Source organism: Dyadobacter sp. HNCC25DJ183, assembly GCF_056895175.1.
This window is the reverse complement of the sequence record NZ_JBXHAP010000010.1, coordinates 152,258-168,608: the sequence shown is the minus strand read 5'-3', so window position 1 is coordinate 168,608 and position 16,351 is coordinate 152,258. Positions and strand designations below refer to the sequence as shown.

At 46.7% G+C, this 16,351-nt stretch carries 14 protein-coding genes and 1 tRNA gene; 6 read left to right on the top strand and 9 right to left on the bottom strand.

Features of this window, described 5'->3' with window-relative positions; translation table 11 throughout:
• Window positions 1-26: 26 nt before the first annotated feature.
• The 3 genes from AC1XTG_RS23865 to modA form a co-directional block, all read right to left on the bottom strand.
• Entirely contained in the window at window positions 27-917 is an 891-nt protein-coding gene (locus tag AC1XTG_RS23865) for a sulfate/molybdate ABC transporter ATP-binding protein (protein ID WP_484843709.1), read from the bottom strand.
• On the bottom strand, window positions 898-1,572 hold the full coding sequence (gene modB, locus AC1XTG_RS23860; protein WP_484843708.1) for a molybdate ABC transporter permease subunit: 675 nt from the start codon (window positions 1,570-1,572) through the stop codon (window positions 898-900). Before modB ends, AC1XTG_RS23865 begins: the two co-directional genes overlap by 20 nt.
• Window positions 1,573-1,686: 114 nt before the next feature.
• Entirely contained in the window at window positions 1,687-2,451 is a 765-nt protein-coding gene (modA, locus tag AC1XTG_RS23855; protein WP_484843707.1) for a molybdate ABC transporter substrate-binding protein, read from the bottom strand.
• A 151-nt stretch (window positions 2,452-2,602) separates the two neighbouring features.
• On the opposite strand from modA, the gene AC1XTG_RS23850 reads away from it, so the two are divergent.
• The 3 genes from AC1XTG_RS23850 to AC1XTG_RS23840 all read left to right on the top strand — a co-directional run bounded on the left by AC1XTG_RS23850 (window position 2,603) and on the right by AC1XTG_RS23840 (window position 5,572).
• Window positions 2,603-3,760 (top strand): pyridoxal phosphate-dependent aminotransferase, encoded by a 1,158-nt coding sequence (locus AC1XTG_RS23850; RefSeq protein WP_484843706.1) that lies wholly within the window; start codon window positions 2,603-2,605, stop codon window positions 3,758-3,760.
• A 22-nt stretch (window positions 3,761-3,782) separates the two neighbouring features.
• The gene (locus AC1XTG_RS23845; RefSeq protein WP_056291455.1) at window positions 3,783-4,640 is read left to right on the top strand and encodes a prephenate dehydrogenase; all 858 of its coding nucleotides are present in this window, start codon (window positions 3,783-3,785) and stop codon (window positions 4,638-4,640) included.
• Window positions 4,641-4,792: 152 nt separating this feature from the next.
• Window positions 4,793-5,572 (top strand): murein L,D-transpeptidase catalytic domain family protein, encoded by a 780-nt coding sequence (locus AC1XTG_RS23840; protein ID WP_484843705.1) that lies wholly within the window; start codon window positions 4,793-4,795, stop codon window positions 5,570-5,572.
• Here the strand turns inward: AC1XTG_RS23840 and AC1XTG_RS23835 are convergent.
• From AC1XTG_RS23835 to AC1XTG_RS23820, 4 genes are all read right to left on the bottom strand, one after another.
• Window positions 5,485-6,723, bottom strand: coding sequence for a L,D-transpeptidase family protein (locus AC1XTG_RS23835; RefSeq protein ID WP_056291452.1), 1,239 nt, complete (start codon window positions 6,721-6,723; stop codon window positions 5,485-5,487). The genes AC1XTG_RS23840 and AC1XTG_RS23835 overlap by 88 nt on opposite strands.
• A gap of 232 nt (window positions 6,724-6,955) precedes the next feature.
• Window positions 6,956-7,939, bottom strand: a complete 984-nt coding sequence (locus AC1XTG_RS23830; protein ID WP_162242772.1) for a glycosyltransferase family 4 protein — start codon at window positions 7,937-7,939, stop codon at window positions 6,956-6,958.
• Complete coding sequence (locus tag AC1XTG_RS23825) at window positions 7,936-9,270, bottom strand: protoporphyrinogen/coproporphyrinogen oxidase (RefSeq protein WP_056291448.1); 1,335 nt, start codon at window positions 9,268-9,270, stop codon at window positions 7,936-7,938. The genes AC1XTG_RS23830 and AC1XTG_RS23825 overlap by 4 nt, the downstream gene beginning before the upstream one ends.
• Window positions 9,263-10,261 (bottom strand): NAD-dependent epimerase/dehydratase family protein, encoded by a 999-nt coding sequence (locus AC1XTG_RS23820; protein ID WP_056291446.1) that lies wholly within the window; start codon window positions 10,259-10,261, stop codon window positions 9,263-9,265. The genes AC1XTG_RS23825 and AC1XTG_RS23820 overlap by 8 nt, the downstream gene beginning before the upstream one ends.
• Before the next feature lie 100 nt (window positions 10,262-10,361).
• Between AC1XTG_RS23820 and AC1XTG_RS23815 the strand changes: the two genes are divergently transcribed.
• A complete protein-coding gene (locus AC1XTG_RS23815; protein WP_484843704.1) occupies window positions 10,362-11,492 on the top strand; it encodes a glycosyltransferase family 4 protein in 1,131 nt (376 codons plus the stop codon).
• A gap of 206 nt (window positions 11,493-11,698) precedes the next feature.
• Here AC1XTG_RS23815 and AC1XTG_RS23810 read toward each other — a convergent pair.
• A tRNA-Arg gene (locus AC1XTG_RS23810) sits at window positions 11,699-11,770 on the bottom strand.
• Window positions 11,771-11,921: 151 nt separating this feature from the next.
• Window positions 11,922-13,160 (bottom strand): GTPase HflX, encoded by a 1,239-nt coding sequence (gene hflX, locus AC1XTG_RS23805; protein WP_056291441.1) that lies wholly within the window; start codon window positions 13,158-13,160, stop codon window positions 11,922-11,924.
• A 334-nt stretch (window positions 13,161-13,494) separates the two neighbouring features.
• On the opposite strand from hflX, the gene AC1XTG_RS23800 reads away from it, so the two are divergent.
• Both AC1XTG_RS23800 and AC1XTG_RS23795 read left to right on the top strand, forming a co-directional pair.
• The gene (locus AC1XTG_RS23800) at window positions 13,495-14,880 is read left to right on the top strand and encodes an MATE family efflux transporter (RefSeq protein WP_484843703.1); all 1,386 of its coding nucleotides are present in this window, start codon (window positions 13,495-13,497) and stop codon (window positions 14,878-14,880) included.
• A gap of 64 nt (window positions 14,881-14,944) precedes the next feature.
• The gene (locus AC1XTG_RS23795) at window positions 14,945-16,336 is read left to right on the top strand and encodes an MBL fold metallo-hydrolase (protein ID WP_484843702.1); all 1,392 of its coding nucleotides are present in this window, start codon (window positions 14,945-14,947) and stop codon (window positions 16,334-16,336) included.
• The last annotated feature ends 15 nt before the right edge of the window (window positions 16,337-16,351 follow it).

The following is a 16,351-nucleotide window of genomic DNA, read 5'->3' as shown; positions in this document are numbered from 1 at the left end:
ACTTTACACCTCAGACCGGTTTACAATCAGCTCATCCATGATATTTGCGGAAATGTAAGCGGGTAATGCAAAACGAACTTTCTGCCAATTGTTACCTCGTTTTGCATTGCAAGTGGCAGTCTGATTAGGCGGATTTTATTTTCAATCGAAACATCAACCAGCAGCTGATCTCCTGCTAACGCTGTTCTTAGCACTTCGCCGTGGACGAAAAAGCTTTCGTCGGGTGCGTCGCTATGCAGGTAAATGGCGGCGGGAGCGCCGAAACGGGTAAGTTTTCCATTCTCCATTACACCTACCTGATCAGCCAGCCGGAAAATTTCGGCCGTTTCGTGCGTGACGATGATTGCTGTAAAATGATAGCGTTTATGGAATTGCAGAATCAGTTCCTGTAACTGATAGCGCATTTCAGGATCGACTGCCGAAAACGGTTCGTCGAGCAGTAAAAGGCCGGGTTTCCGCACCAACGCACGTGCCAGCGCAACCCGCTGCTGCTGTCCGCCCGAAAGTTGGTTCGGCTTTCTTTTGCTGAGCTGATCAAGTCCCGTCGCTTCGAGCAGCTCGCCCACAATGGTAGCGTCTGAGCCTTTTGCTAATGCATAGCTCAGGTTTTCCGCAACGGTCATATTGGGAAACAATGCATAATCCTGGAAAACAAAGCCAATGTTCCGGTGTTGGGGCGCGACGTTTTGGTGATTTTCACTATCGAGCCAAACAGTTCCGTCAAAGTGGATTTGTCCCTTCAACGGCGTTTGCAACCCGGCAATTTGTTTCAGTAATGTCGTCTTTCCGGCACCGGAAGGTCCCGTCAGCGCCATAATGCGCCCTTTTTCCAGCGCGAATGAGACTTCCATCGGAAATTCTCCGTGTGCAGTGTGCAATGAATGCCTGATCGCGATTTTAAGCTGATTGTCGGACACGAAGCAGGCGGTTGTTGATAGAATAAACCAGCAGCAAAATCACAAAACTGATTGCGAACAGTGCCATTGCATATTGGTTTGCAACAGAATAATTAAGTGCTTCCACTTCATTGTAAATAGCTACCGAAGCAACTTTTGTAACGCCCGGGATATTTCCGCCAATCATCAGAACTACGCCGAATTCCCCGACAGTATGAGCAAAAGTGAGTACAAATGCAGTGAGCATGGCAGGTTTACAATTCGGCAGCAAAACCTTGAAGAAGGTTTCCCATTCGTTTTTACCCAAAGTATAAGAGGCTTCCCGCAAAGAGGGAGGGAGTGACTGCAACCCGGCGCGGATCGGGTACACCATGAAAGGCAGACTATATAAAATGGAGGCGATCACCAGACCAGGAAATGAAAAAACGAGACGGATACCTAAGATTTCCTCAATCCACGCACCAAACCAGTAAGACGGGCTGAATGCAAGCAACAGGTAAAAACCAATTACAGACGGCGGTAAAACCAGCGGCAGCCCGATCACAGCTTCTACAACACCACGCCCTTTAAACTTCCCGAATGCAAGCCAGTATGCAACCGGCAATGCAAGGGCAAGCAGGATCAGTGAGGTGATCGTAGCGAGGCGAAATGTGAGCCAGATTGGCTGGTAGTCCATTTTTTTAATTTTGAATGAGTGAATGACTGAATGAGTGAATGTGTGAGTTAGTGAGTGAATTAATAATAAATACCGAGTTGGTTATGATGCTTTGTTCTTCATTCGATCATTCACTCATTCACTCATTGGTTTGTACCCATACTTAACCAGTATCGCCTGCCCTTTCTTGGAGTATAAAAAGTCGTAGAATTGCCGGCTTGACTCTTTTTTTGGAGAGCTGTCGCTGTGTTTGAGCAGGATAGCGGCTTGCTGAATGGGTTTATGCAGCTTCGGGTCAATTGCTATATAATGCCCTTTGCCTTTCATTTCCGGAGCGAGTACAATCGCCAATGCATTAAAGCCTGCTTCTGCAGAACCGGACACGATATACTGGGCGGTTTGCGCAATGCTTTCACCGTATACCAGCTTGGACTCTGTTTCGCCTGCCAGATTCTGAGATTGCAACACTTCCATTGCTGCTACCCCGTAAGGTGCCGTTTTGGGATTGGGAATAGCGATTTTTTTCACCTTTGCCGAGGCGAGCAACGCCAGATTCAGTTCAGCTTGCGGGATATTTTTTGACCATAATACCAGGGAGCCGAGCGCGTATACCTTCGGCTTCTCCTCGGAACCGCCATTCTTGAAAATCTCCTCGGGGTACTTGGTATCCGCGGATACAAATACATCAAATGGCGCGCCTTCCCTGATTTGCGTTGTCAGGTTACCCGACGAGCCTACTACAATCTGTATTTCCTTTCCCGACTCTTTTTCAAATTCCGTCTTGATCTCTTTCATGACGTACTGGACATTGGCCGCTGTGGCTACAATTATTTTTTCAGAAGGCTGCGAGCAGCCCGCTGCAAGGAGGGTAATCAGAAGTGTAAAATACCGAAAGTTCATCTTGCAATTTAAAGGATTTTTGTTTCCTATACATGGCGCCAAAATCCGGCTCATCGGGAAAATATCGTAAATTGCGCGCCGTTTCGACCAGGCTGGACGAAACATTAACCGCTGGTGGTCAAGTTTCCCGAAGCGTAATTCAATTTTATAAATGATCATAGAAACCGCCCTGCGCACCAGGCAGACTTCTGAATACTATTTTTCAGTGAAGCTCGCCGAAGTACGCAAACTGATTGCAGAAGGATACGACGTCATCAATCTGGGAATTGGTAATCCCGATATGATGCCCTCGGAGGCGACGCTTGAAGCGTTGTCGGCAGCCATTTTGAAACCGCAGGCACATGGTTATCAACCTTATGTAGGCACCCCTGCATTCCGGAACGCAATCGCCGGCTTTTATGATCATTATTACGGTGTAAAGCTTGATGTAAATACGGAGATACTACCGCTGATCGGTTCGAAAGAAGGTATTACACATATCAGCCTCACGTTTTTGGATCCGGGCGATGAAGTGCTGGTGCCTGAGCTGGGTTACCCGGCATACAGGGCTGTGAGCCAAATGGTAGGAGCAGTAGTGAAAGAATATCCCTTGCAGGAAGAAAACGGCTGGCAGCCCGACTGGAATGCAATGGAAAGCTTGGTTACATCCAAAACCAAACTGATGTGGCTCAATTATCCGCATATGCCCACAGGGGCTCCTGCGACGATGGAACTATTCGAAAATGCAGTAGCTTTTGCCAGGAAGCACCGGATATTACTTTGTCACGATAATCCGTACAGCCTGATCCTGAACAAGAAACAGCCAATCAGCCTGCTTTCTGTGGAAGGTGCAAAGGATGTGGCGATCGAGCTGAATTCCATGAGCAAGTCGCATAATATGGCGGGCTGGCGAATGGGCTGGCTTGCTGCCGCAAAGCCTTATATTACAGCAGTGCTGACCATTAAAAGCAATGTGGATTCGGGTATGTTCTGGGCAATGCAGGAAGCGGCTGTGGCTGCGCTGCACAATTCAGACGACTGGCACAAGGAGCGAAATGCAGTATACCAGGGCAGGTTGGAAGCCTCGGAAGCTTTGCTGAATGCACTTGGCTGCACCTGGGACGCGAAGCAGGAAGGAATGTTCCTGTGGGGAAAGTTGCCGGAAACTGTCGAATCAGCAGAGAAGCTGGTGAACGAAATATTGGTTGAAAAACACGTTTTTATAGCTCCCGGCTTTATTTTTGGTCCGAAGGGGCAGCGTTATATCCGGCTTTCACTTTGCTTACCGAAAGAACGCATTTGGGAAGCAGTGGAGCGGATCAAGGGTTGACGTAAATTTATCAATATCAAAAATGGTAGTAAGCATTATCGGGATCGGCCTGCTGGGCGGCTCTTTTGCACTTTCTCTTCGTGAAAAGTATCCGAATGTCAAGTTTGTAGGTGTTGATACTTCTGCTGTCAATCAGAAAATTGCATTGGCCAAGGGGATTGTCGATGAAATCGTCAGCCTGGAAGAATCTCTGCAAATTGCTGAGCTGAATGTACTCGCGACGCCTGTCGATGCAATATCGAAGCTTCTGCCGTATATGCTCGACCTGCTTCCCGAGGGGCGTACGATTATGGACCTCGGATCAACAAAGGAGCTTATTTGCAAACTGGCGGATACACATCCGAAACGCGGCCAGTTTGTAGCAGTTCACCCGATGGCCGGTACCGAAAACTCAGGTCCGGGGGCTGCATTCAAAGAGCTTTTGCCGCACAAAAATGTGATTATTTGCGACAAGGAAAAAAGTAACCCCGATTCGCTCGGGTTGGTAGAAACATTCCTGCGCGACGCCGGTATGAAGATCCACTACATGAAGCCCGTGGAGCACGACCTGCATTTGGCGTATGTATCTCACCTCAGCCACATCAGTTCCTTTGCATTGGGGTTGACTGTTTTGGATAAAGAGGCCGACGAAAAAGCAATTTTCGATATGGCGAGCACGGGTTTTTCTTCCACGGTGCGCCTCGCCAAAAGTTCGCCGCAGATGTGGGCTCCGATCTTTGATCAAAATAAAACCAATGTCTCCAAAGCATTGGCGGATTACATTGAACTGCTTAAAAAATTCAAGACCGCCATTGATAATGAAGATCTGGGGACAAGCCTTAATTTCATGAGCCGTGCCAATGATATCGGACGCATTCTGGCCGGTATTGAGAAGAAATAACCTATTTGTTTTGAGGGTGTAATTAGTTTAAAATGAATCAATTACGCCTTTCTGTTTTTTGGATTGGAACCAATGCAGGCGGGCTGCCTGTTAACCTGCTACCTGTTTATCTATCAGTTCAAATCTTTATTTTTTCAACAAAACAGTAAGAAATGACGAAGGCTCAGGCAGTTTTTGTAGCGGTATTTGTTGCGCTTAGTGTTTCCTTAGGTATCCGCCAAATCAATCCGTTTGCGGATTCATCCAAATCCAAACAAATTTCAGTAGTTGATACGGATTCCATTTCCAAACCGGAATGGGTTGCATTGTATGATTCGCTTGATTTAAAAACCAAGGGATTATCGCAAGCTGCGTTCTATTGTGCATGGTATGGTTTTCAAAAAGCAAACCTGCAAAATCCGATACTTGCAATTGCGGATTTTACGCAATCTTCCCGAAATAAGCGCCTTTATGTAATTGATCTGATCAAGCGTAAAGTGCTATATAATACTTACGTAGCTCACGGTCGTAACTCCGGGCAGGAATTTGCGGAGAAATTCTCAAACGACAATTCCTCATACCAGTCCAGCTTGGGTTTTTATAAAACACTGGGTACTTACCAGGGAAAACACGGTTTATCGCTCCGTTTGGAAGGACTTGAAAAAGGCATTAACGACCGCGCGGTTGAACGGGCGATCGTCATGCATGGTGCTGACTATGTAAGTGAATCTTTTATAAAAAACACAGGTCGCTTGGGACGTAGCTTAGGCTGTCCGGCTGTATCTGTTGAAGATTCGAAAAAGCTGATCGATTTGCTGCACGGCGGCTCCGGACTTTTTATCTATTCCGGAGATCAGAAATACCTTCACGCGTCTTCTTTACTGGCCGGGTTGACTTTGGATAAAGTCAATCGCGCCTTAGGTGATCCTCTTTTGTATATATCAGGGAAATAAAGCAAGTCACCTTTTTCATTACAATCTGCCGGAAGATATAGCAGGAACACCGGGACGCGTACTTTCAATTTGTGCCATTTAGGAGGTGTTGAAACAGTATCAGGCTCGGTCATGAAGTCACTGCTCAGCAGCTGGGTACCCGCCATATAGTTGGCCAGGTCGGTAGGGCGTTGTACCCGCACACAGCCGTGGCTTCTCCACCTTTGCTCACTTTTGAACAGGTATCTTGCATTGGTATCATGCAGGTAAATCGCCAATGGATTTTTAATCTCCACTTTCAGTAGGCCGAGAGAATTATCTTCCCCTGTTTCTTGGCGAAACCTGTACGGAAATTTATTTTCCTTGGCCGCTTCCCAATCCACTTCGCTGGGATCAACTACCTGACCTTTGGTATCAATAATTTCGATTCTGTTTCTCGACAGGTATTCGCGGTCGCTCATCGCTTTCGGCAGGATTTCCTTGATTGCAATGCTCTTGGGTACATTCCAGTAAGGGTGTGTCACAATGCTGGTCGCGTAAGTGTCAATGGTAGGAGTAGGTGTATCTGATTTTCCGACAACAGTGCGCATGGTGAGCACATTTTTACCTGCGGAATCCATTGCAGTCAGGTATGCGCCTCTGATGTTGACCATTACAAAACGGGGTGCATTCTTGGTTTGCCTGTGAATCCAGCGATATGCATTCAGCGACTCAGCCACGAATGCGGCACTGTCATACTTTTGCTCTTTCAGCAGCCTGGTATAATTTACTTTGAGGTTATTGTAAACGGGAAACACAGGTTCCAGCCGCTCCATCACCTTTTCAATCGCTTTACCTTCCACCAGATCCTCAGCAGCAGCGCGGAGCACGGCAGTATCTGCGGCAATTTTTTTCTGTACGAAACGTAAGGCAGGTTTATGTCCGAATCCGATCTCTTCCAATAAAGCGTAAACCGGCGCGGTACCATCTTTGGGTTCAAATTTGGCGGGGTCAACCCCTACTTCTTTTGAAAATTGAAGGAGCTTGTCGTAGTTCTTTTTGGTGATCTCACTCGCCAGTTCCTCATTGGTCATTTCCTTCGGATTTTTCCGACAGGCTTGCATGATCGCCAATGTAAAAAGGATGAGGAGTGGTAAATATCTTGTCTTTCCGAGGCCTGAAAGCATTTGCATTGTATTGCAGTTTTGTTTTTACAATACACTACAATTGTTGTGCTAACTCTTATAGTCAGGCAGAAATTGAAAAATTAACTGATTCTGAGCTTCTTTCCTCCCGCACCTGCATTCTCCATTAAATAAACTGGGGAATTTCGGTGTCAATAGACTGCACGAAAAGTCCACTTATTTTGAGTTTCCCATTTATCTGAATGGTATATAACAGATAAGAGCAGTACAGGTAGCAGTATTATCTCTTCACTTCATGACGAAGTAAAAATTTCCAACTGAAAAGCACACCTGCAGCAAGAATGAGACCAAGACCCAGCTGATTGAGAGCAGCTTGTTGAGGGAATAAAAAGGCAATTAACAGGATAAGCGCCTGCGCTGTCCAGGCAATCGCGTCTGTTTGCCACCTTGTAAATCCTGCTGCTTGCAGGCGAAGGGAAAAATGATCAGGGCTGCCTTTCCACCATGCAAGCCCTTTTTGAATTCGTACGACGGTAAGAAAAGTGAGCTCAAACAACATTACCCCCGGAATGAGCAGAAATGCAATGATGTTTGAACCTGCAGCAGGCTGATTGAAGTGCAATAATGTGAAAGCAGCCAGTAAGAACCCCAGCAGGTGCGAGCCGGCATCTCCCAGGAATATGCTCGCTCTTGGTAAATTAAAGATGAGAAAGCCAATAATACTGCCGGCAATAAGTATTGCAAGGCTTGCTGGTTCCTGGCTGCGCATTCCTATGAAAAGGAATGTGATCAGCATAAGTCCGCCAACGAGTCCGTCGCACACATCTGTCAGGTTAGCGGCATTAACTAACACCAGAGTCCAGAATGCGGATAAAAGGAAGTCTACCGCTGGAATACCGACGAATTCGGCTTTTATACCCAAGGCCGTACCTGCAATTGCGAGAATCAGCTGGATTATGAATTTTTTGCGCGCACTGTACACTTCCAAATCGTCGAATATGCCGAGTACCAGAAAGCCCGTGGCACAAAAACCGATACCAACCTCTGGAAAAGCAACCTTTCCAAAATAATGCAAGATTCCCATTGCTGACACGCTACCCAGGAAGATCCCCAGGCCACCCAGATATGCTACGGGCCGCACGTGTTGGGGAACAATGGGATTAGGCTTGTTCACAATGTTATTTTTCAATGCAAAAGCACGGACAAGCCAGGTGAACACTCCGCCGGTGGCCAGCGACAAGGCAAAAATCAGGGCCTGGTTCATCTGCATAGCTCTTTACTGATCCTGAAACCATCCTCTATGTTTTTTGACATGGAAGAATACTCCCAGTTTCCATATCTGCCGGTGGATGTGATGTCAAATTGTTCCAGGTATTCGTGACAATGATTGATAATCTGGCTTGTTTCAGGTGTAAATACCACATAGGCAGGATCTGCCAGCCATTTATGCACGCCAATGATCTGATGATCGTCTGTAATAAATCCTGCATTTCTGATCGCAAAAACAGCTTTGTCTTCAAGAGGTTTTTCCAAGGCAGTTTGATCATCGGCTTTGAGCGGTATTTCTACCAGCAAGCCCCAGCCTTCCTCCGGCGCATTAGCAGGATCAAATTCGGTCATAAACACCAGTCTGGTAAATGGCGTACCGGGATCGGTAAAATAGCGCCAGCAACCAGGATTATCCGGCCGTGGCCCCTTTATCGACAAGGCAATAGAGAGTACTTTAACCCATTTGAGCTTTTCCACTTCTTTTATCAGCTTATCGGGAACACCCGCGCACATACGCATAAGAGCAGGGAGCGGAATGGTGGATAAACAATGACGATCATACCTGTACGTATGAATTTCTCCTTCTTGCATAAAAGTGACCACTCTCTTCTGTGGGTCAAGACCGACTATCTCTGATTTCAAATGCAGCTTTCTTACCTTTTTCGCAAAACCTTGGGATAGTACTTCCATTCCACGTATAGCTGAGCCCGTTTCCGGTCGCGGGTAAAATGCTTTTGTGTTATAAGTCTCCCGCGATACATTCGGCTCGATCAAGCCGCGCAGTATCTCGTCAAAGGAAGGCCGGTGTAAATTCCATAATTGCCCGTTTGTTGAAATTTCATTCAGCGGCAGCTTCCATAATTTTTCATTATATGGATAATAGAAAAGTTCGCACATGGTTTTGCCAAATGCATTGATAAGGTATTCTCCGTAAGACATTCCGGAAAAATCCTTTTGCTGGTAAAATGCTGCCGAGAAATCCTTGATGCAGCTGATTTTAGCTTCGGTAGACAAGCTGCCAAGATTCAGTTGAAAAGGGTAGCGTGCCACCCCGGCCGCAGTTTCGATCCAGGCCACCGGCGGGCATTCAAAAAGTACCGGCCCGAGCAGATTGTTTACTTTATTTAATATTTCCGGGTTGTTACAATGAAAAATGTGTAGTACATGATCAAACCAGTAGCCGCCATCAAAACAATGAGATTGAACCAGTCCGCCTGGTCTTCCCGATTTTTCAAAAACTGTGACGTTTTCACCCAGTTTGCTGGCGGCTGCAAGACCTGTAATTCCTGCGCCGAGGATTACAATTTCGTTAGCGTTATCAGCCATTGGAAATGCTTCTAATGTCGAGAAAGGTGTTTATCACGTCGTCAATATTTGGCCAGCTGATATCCCCGAGGAGCGATTTGGAATACGAGGTATCCGGCAGCCTGTTTTGCACATCAACCTGCCCGGGGAATATACTTTTGAAAGGTACGTGCTCAATCGCTGATGCTGAGCCAATGGCCCGGATGATTTTGTTGGCAAGCGCATTGATACTGACAGTCTGGTCAGATCCGAGATTAACAATGTTGCTGCCGGGTTGCCAGGCCAGGTCAATAGACAAGAGCCTGATCAGGGATTGGACAAATGTATTTACATCACTAAAACACCGCGTTTGATTACCGTCGCCAAAGATACGGAGCGGGATATCCGCCATGGCAGCTTGAATGAAAGCTGGAACAACCATTCCATACGTGCCTACCTGTCGTAAGCCGATCACATTGAAAGGTCTTACAATAAGAACCTTCCGACCGGCAGCTGCGGCGGCTATACCCAGCTGCTCCATATGCCGCTTCCCGCAGGCATAGCCAAGTGTGCCGCCGTCATAATCAAGCAGGTTTCCATCTGTAATCGCCGCGTCTTCCCGCATCTTTATGCCAGTATCAGAAAGTCCGTATACTGACGAAGACGAACAAAGGACAATAGGCGTGTTACCTGTATATTTCAGGATATTGTTAGTGCCTTTTACCGCAGTTTGATAGGTAAGTACGGGGTTTTGCTTTGCCAATTTCATCCCGACCACACTGGCCAGGTGAACTACAAGATCGAAGCCAGCGAGGCTCTTAAGTGCATTTTCATCTAAAATGCTGCAATTGGTAAAAGACAGATCTGGATGAACTGGAAGATTTTCCAGGGTGCCTGTGGACAGGTTATCCAAAATCCGGACTTTAAATCCGATCTTTAAAAACGCCGGCGCAAGGTGACTTCCGATAAATCCGGCACCACCTGTAATAAGTACACTCGGCTGTTTATCCGAATGTAATTCTGATAGATTCATGAGGGTTTGTAATCATGTGAGTAGTGCACAGCTAACACCAATTAATTGATAGCCAAAGACAATAGTAACTTAAATGTACTTGTAGAATTTTTGATTAAAAATGACTTCAAAAACTATTCTGGTCGCTTGCGGTCCGCCACGATCGGTGGTCGATTTCAGGGGAGATTTATTCAGGGAAATGGTAAAAGAAAACCGCGTTATATTGGTTTCGCCAACAATCAGCGATCCCGAAATCCGCGAGGAATTAAATTTAATCGGTGTGACAGTTTTTGAAAGCAATTTAAAGCCCAATAGTATCTCCATTACGGACGATCTGGCTTACTGTTTTTTCTTATTAAAGATTATAATGCAGGAAAAGCCTGCCCTTTTTTTTGGTTATACAATCAAGCCGGTCATTTTTGGAAGCATTGTTTCTTATCTATCGGGGATCAGGGAAATCTATTCCATGCTGACGGGACTTGGGTACAACTTCGTGGAAGGTGAGAACGTAAAAAAAGGACAGAAGAGGTTCGTTCATTTACTGCTCAGGCTAAGCTTGATTTTTAATAAAAAAGTGATCTTCCATAATCCGGACGATCGCGATCTTTTAGTCAAAATGGGGTTGGTACCGGTTGAGAAAACAATGGTAGTGAACGGCTCCGGAGTAAACCTGGAAAGGTTCCCATTCAAGCATGTAAATGCAGCAGAACTTACCTTCCTGATGATTGGAAGGCTGACAGTCTCGAAGGGAATTAGGGAATATTATGAAGCAGTAAAAATTGTCCGGAGTAAATATCCTGAGGTGAAATGTTGCCTGGCGGGAGAGTATGAGGTACAAAATATTGATTGTATTGACAACGAGCTTTATGGTAATCTGGTAATGGGAAATGTTGTGACATACCTTGGATTCAGGAAAGATACAGCGTCCTTGATCGGGAACAGTTCAGTTGTGGTGCTGCCCTCATACAGGGAAGGAACTCCGAGAGCACTTCTGGAAGCACTTGCCGTCGGACGTGCCGTAATTACCACAGACACTCCCGGTTGCAGGGAAGTTATCAATCCCGATCTACATCATCGCAATGGATTTCTGATAGCACCGGGAAACACTCAAAACCTGGCCCTCTGTATGGAAAACATCATCTCAAACCCCACGATTATTGCAGAAATGGGTGCAAATGGAAGAAAATACGCCGAAGAGAAGTTCGATGTCCGCAATGTAAATAAAGAAATGCTCGCAACCTTGGAGTTGTAAATAGATGGGAATGATGCATAAAAAAAGCCAGGCTTAAAAAACCTGGCTCTGTGACCGCGACGGGAATCGAGTCGAGCGCGACCCCGGCCCATATCTAGAGTTTAGGTGGGAGTCGCCATCGACAACTTCTATCGCGCGGCGACCGCTCTATTCGTTGAACTACGAACCTAAGCATAAAAAAAGCCAGGCTTAAAACCTGGCTTCCGTGACCGCGACGGGAATCGAACCCATATCTAGAGTTTAGGAAACTCCTATTCTATCCGTTGAACTACGCAGTCTTCTGTCCCATTAACTGCAAAGTTGATTTAGCAACCTTGGCCATATCTAGAGTTTAGGAAACTCCTATCGGGCGACGGTCGCTCTATCCGTTGAACTACGCAGTCATTTGGGGCTGCAAACCTCGGAAAAAATCGTTTGAATTACAAAAGATTATTCCTCTGTTTGTACCGCAGTATAGCCCAAATCAAGCCAGTTCGGATAAATAGAAAAATGTTTCTCTTTAACCAGCGAGAACAATGTATTCCTTAATTCTTCGATATTCTCCTTCTTCTCGGCCGAAATGAACACCACATGTTCCGCTTTGTCGGATATATAGCTCTTTTTCAGCTGTTCCAAAACCGTTTCCTGCAGCATTACGCCTTCGTCTTCATTTTCTTCTTCCTCGTGGAAAGAAGGTTTGTAAAGGTCTATTTTGTTGAAAACCAATATCGAAGGTTTGTTGGCGGCGCCGATTTCTTCCAGCGTTTTGTTCACCACATCCAGATGCTCCTCAAATGAAGGATGCGAAATATCCACTACGTGCATCAGGATATCTGCCTCCCGAACCTCGTCAAGCGTCGATTTAAATGACTCGATCAAAGTAGTAGGCAGCTTACGGATAAATCCAACCGTATCCGTAAGCAGGAATGGAATGTTCTCCATATTGACCTTTCGTACCGTCGAATCAACGGTAGCGAAAAGGCGGTTTTCTGCAAATACGTCAGCTTTGGACAAGCTGCGCATCAATGTAGATTTACCCACGTTGGTATAACCCACGATCGCAACACGCACAAGGCGGTCGCGCTCCTTGCGGCGCGTAATGCTTTGCTTGTCAACCTTCTCCAATTTTTCCTTCAAAAAGGCAATCCGGTCTTTTACAATCCTTCTATCCGTTTCCAATTCCGTCTCACCAGGTCCGCGCATACCTACACCAGCACCCGACTGGCGGCTAAGGTGGGTCCACAAACGTGTCAGACGGGGGTACATATATTGGTACTGGGCCAGTTCAACCTGCAATTTCGATTGTGCAGTCTGCGCGCGCATTGCGAAAATCGCCAGGATCAGCAGGCTTCGGTCAATTACTTTGATATCAGTAAACTCAGCTTCCAGGTTTCTCACCTGGGAAGGAGTGAGGTCATCGTCGTAAATGACCATATCTACGGGATTAGCCTTGATGAAAGTCTGTATTTCTTCCAGTTTTCCTTTGCCGGTGTAAGTGCGTGTGTCCGGTCTTTCCAGGTTTTGTGTAAATGTTCTAACCGTTTCGACACCCAGCGTCGTAGCCAGAAAAGCAAGCTCTTCCAGGTACTCCTTGGTTTTCTCAACGTTCTGCTTTTGGGTACTTACTGCCACCAGCACCGCGGTTTCGGGCTGTACAGCAGTAGAATGAAATTTCTTCTTATCAATCATGTATTGCTTTTTTGATTTGTAATATAGTTCGTCTGCAATGTAGAGATTTGCAGTGTAATTTTGCGGAGAAGGTAGAATTTCAACGGTAAGCCTGCTTCAAAAGTTCATAAAACTTTATGCCTGAGTAACATTTCCCGGCCAGGCATTCCATTTTGTTTGATTATGCGAAAAACACTTTTGTATATTTGCGCAAATCTTCAAAGCCGATGCTGCTCTTCAACCTCGGACTACAAGCTTAGTCCGCCGACCATTCCGGTCACATTTAAAAGTTCTTTTTAGTGGTCCCTAAGGGATTTCACTTCTTCTATTTATTTCATTCAATACTTCTTATTCCATGAAAAAGTGGTTTACACTACTTCGTGAGGCTATTCGTGGCTCCGAAGAAAGTTTTACCGAAGGGAGCATCAATCGCGCTATATTCTTACTTTCCGTACCCATGATCCTGGAAATGGTTATGGAGTCGCTCTTCGCTGTTGTTGATATTTTTTTCGTTTCGAAGGTAAGTACTGAGGCAGTGGCTACAGTCGGACTTACTGAATCTGTTATCACACTCGTTTATTCCCTGGCGATCGGGTTGAGTACTGCGGCAACCGCCACCATCGCGCGCCGCATTGGCGAGGGGAATACAGTACAGGCGCGGCAGGCAGTCGGACAAGTGATCATTATTTCACTTGGTATTTCGCTGGTAGTCGCATTGACAGGTACCTGGTTTGCACGTGACATTTTGTTGTTAATGGGAGCAGATCAGAAGGTAATCGAAACAGGCACCAACTTTGCCAGAATACAATTCCTGAGCAGCCCGGTAGTGGTCTTGCTGTATTCATTAAGCGGTGCGCTGCGCGGTGCCGGGTCAGCAGCTACGGCAATGCGGTCTCTGATCGTCGCCAACTGTTTCAATATGCTGCTGGGTCCATTGCTGATCTTTGGAATTGGCCCTTTTCCTGAGCTGGGCGTAACAGGCGCAGCGATTGCAACGGCTACGGGGCGTTCGATAGGAGTTGGCTACCAATTGTTTTCGCTTACCAAGGCCAGTAAGATGCTCGGATTGACGTGGGCAGATCTTCGGCCGGATCCGGCAACAATCGGCAATATCGTTACAATTGCGACAGGCGGCACTGTCCAGTTCCTGATTGGCTCGGCCAGCTGGATCTTCCTTACCCGCATTCTTTCAGAGTTTGGAAGTGATGTGGTTGCTGGTTACACTATTTCGATCCGCGTGATTACATTTACGTTGTTACCGGCCTGGGGATTAGCCAATGCCGCCGCAACATTGGTCGGGCAAAACCTGGGTGCCGGCAAGCCCGGCCGCGCCGAAACTTCGGTATGGAAATGTGCTTTTTACAACCTGGTTTTCCTCCTGACCCTGTCGTTCTTTATGTTTGTCTGGGCAGAGACGATCGTAGGTTGGTTCAGTACAAATGTACAGGTGGTTGAAACCGGTAAAACCGCATTGCGGGCACTTTGTCTTGGCTACGGTTTTTATGCTTACGGCATGGTGGTAGCGCAATCGTTCAATGGGGCAGGAGATACAAAAACGCCAACAGTTCTAAACCTGATCTGCTTTTGGGCCATTGAAATCCCGGTTGCCTATGTACTGGCTATCGTACTTAATTTCGGGCCGATCGGTGTGTTTGTTTCCGTGCCAATTGCCGAGTCTGTTCTTGCATTGCTGGGTATCTGGCGATTCAGAATGGGAGGGTGGAAGGCTGTTAAGGTATGACATAACGAACCAAAGAGCCACAGCCTTTGGTTTAATAAAACATAAGAACACAATTACTTTCCGCATGAAAATCGAACAAATATATACAGGATGCCTCGCGCAGGGGGCTTATTTCATTGTTTCAAATGGCGAAGCTGCTGTGATTGATCCTTTGCGGGAAGTAAATCCGTACATCCGCAAAGCCGATCAAACAGGCGCGCAGATCAGGTATGTATTCGAGACGCATTTTCATGCGGACTTTGTATCCGGTCACCTGGATCTGTCTGAAAAGACAGGCGCACCGATCATCTACGGTCCGGGTGCAAAAACGGGCTTTGAAGCACATATTGCAAAAGATAAGGAGGAGTTCCCGCTGGGAAACGTGACTATTCAGGTACTGCATACGCCAGGGCACACGCTGGAATCAACCTGTTACCTGCTTTTGGATGAAAACCGGAAGCCAGTCGCATTGTTTAGCGGGGATACCCTGTTTATCGGAGACGTGGGCCGACCCGATCTCGCGCAGAAGTGTGACCTGACAATGGACGATCTTGCAGGAATGCTTTTCGACAGTTTGCGCGAGAAGATCATGCCGCTGCCTGATGACGTGATCGTGTACCCTGCGCATGGTGCAGGCTCAGCTTGCGGCAAGAATATGAGCAAGGAAACATCAGACACGCTCGGAAATCAGAAGCGCTTCAATTATGCACTGCGGGCGGATATGACCAAAGAAGAATTCATTAAAGAAGTGACCGCCGGCCTGACCGAGCCACCGCAGTATTTTCCAAAGAATGTAAAAATGAACCGCGACGGTTACGAGCGCATTGATGATGTACTTGAACGTGGAGACCAGGCGTTTTCTGCCGAGGCATTTGAAGCCAAAGCAAACGAAACCGGCGCATTGATCCTCGACACCAGAAGTGCCGGCGATTTTGCCAAAGGTTTTGTCCCGAATTCTATTAACATTGGTATTCAGGGCAGTTTTGCGCCCTGGGTTGGCGCACTCATACCTGATCTGAAACAGGAACTGCTGATCATTACAGAACCCGGCAAGGAAGAGGAAGTAATCACGCGGCTGGCCAGGGTAGGGTACGACCACACGATCGGGTATCTGGATGGCGGCTTCAAAAGCTGGGCAGATGCGGGCAAGGAAGTTGACTCGATCGTGTCCATTTCTGTGATCGAATTTGAAAGCGATTTTGAAAACGGAGCACTGGAAATTATCGATGTACGCAAGCCCGACGAGTTCAATGCCGGCCACATAGAAGGCGCCAAGAACCTGCCGCTAGATTATATCAACGACCTGATGCAGGAATTTCCAAAGGATCAAAAACTGTATATTCATTGTGCCGGCGGATACCGTTCAATGATCGCCGCTTCCATTCTCAAATCCCGCGGGATAGACGACGTAGTAAATATCGAAGGAGGCTACGGAGCAGTTTCAAAAACGAATGTGCCGGTGCTGCAGGTAAGTTAAATACTGGTGTATTAT

What these genes read in the sequence shown, in the direction of transcription:
- AC1XTG_RS23840 (WP_484843705.1), top strand. Translation starts at nt 4,793, where the DNA reads ATGACGAAGGCTCAGGCAGTTTTTGTAGCGGTATTTGTTGCGCTTAGT.
- hflX (WP_056291441.1), bottom strand. Translation starts at nt 13,160, where the DNA reads ATGATTGATAAGAAGAAATTTCATTCTACTGCTGTACAGCCCGAAACC.
- AC1XTG_RS23830 (WP_162242772.1), bottom strand. Translation starts at nt 7,939, where the DNA reads ATGAACCAGGCCCTGATTTTTGCCTTGTCGCTGGCCACCGGCGGAGTG.
- modB (WP_484843708.1), bottom strand. Translation starts at nt 1,572, where the DNA reads ATGGACTACCAGCCAATCTGGCTCACATTTCGCCTCGCTACGATCACC.
- AC1XTG_RS23815 (WP_484843704.1), top strand. Translation starts at nt 10,362, where the DNA reads ATGACTTCAAAAACTATTCTGGTCGCTTGCGGTCCGCCACGATCGGTG.
- modA (WP_484843707.1), bottom strand. Translation starts at nt 2,451, where the DNA reads ATGAACTTTCGGTATTTTACACTTCTGATTACCCTCCTTGCAGCGGGC.
- AC1XTG_RS23820 (WP_056291446.1), bottom strand. Translation starts at nt 10,261, where the DNA reads ATGAATCTATCAGAATTACATTCGGATAAACAGCCGAGTGTACTTATT.
- AC1XTG_RS23850 (WP_484843706.1), top strand. Translation starts at nt 2,603, where the DNA reads ATGATCATAGAAACCGCCCTGCGCACCAGGCAGACTTCTGAATACTAT.
- AC1XTG_RS23825 (WP_056291448.1), bottom strand. Translation starts at nt 9,270, where the DNA reads ATGGCTGATAACGCTAACGAAATTGTAATCCTCGGCGCAGGAATTACA.
- AC1XTG_RS23835 (WP_056291452.1), bottom strand. Translation starts at nt 6,723, where the DNA reads ATGCAAATGCTTTCAGGCCTCGGAAAGACAAGATATTTACCACTCCTC.
- AC1XTG_RS23845 (WP_056291455.1), top strand. Translation starts at nt 3,783, where the DNA reads ATGGTAGTAAGCATTATCGGGATCGGCCTGCTGGGCGGCTCTTTTGCA.
- AC1XTG_RS23800 (WP_484843703.1), top strand. Translation starts at nt 13,495, where the DNA reads ATGAAAAAGTGGTTTACACTACTTCGTGAGGCTATTCGTGGCTCCGAA.
- AC1XTG_RS23795 (WP_484843702.1), top strand. Translation starts at nt 14,945, where the DNA reads ATGAAAATCGAACAAATATATACAGGATGCCTCGCGCAGGGGGCTTAT.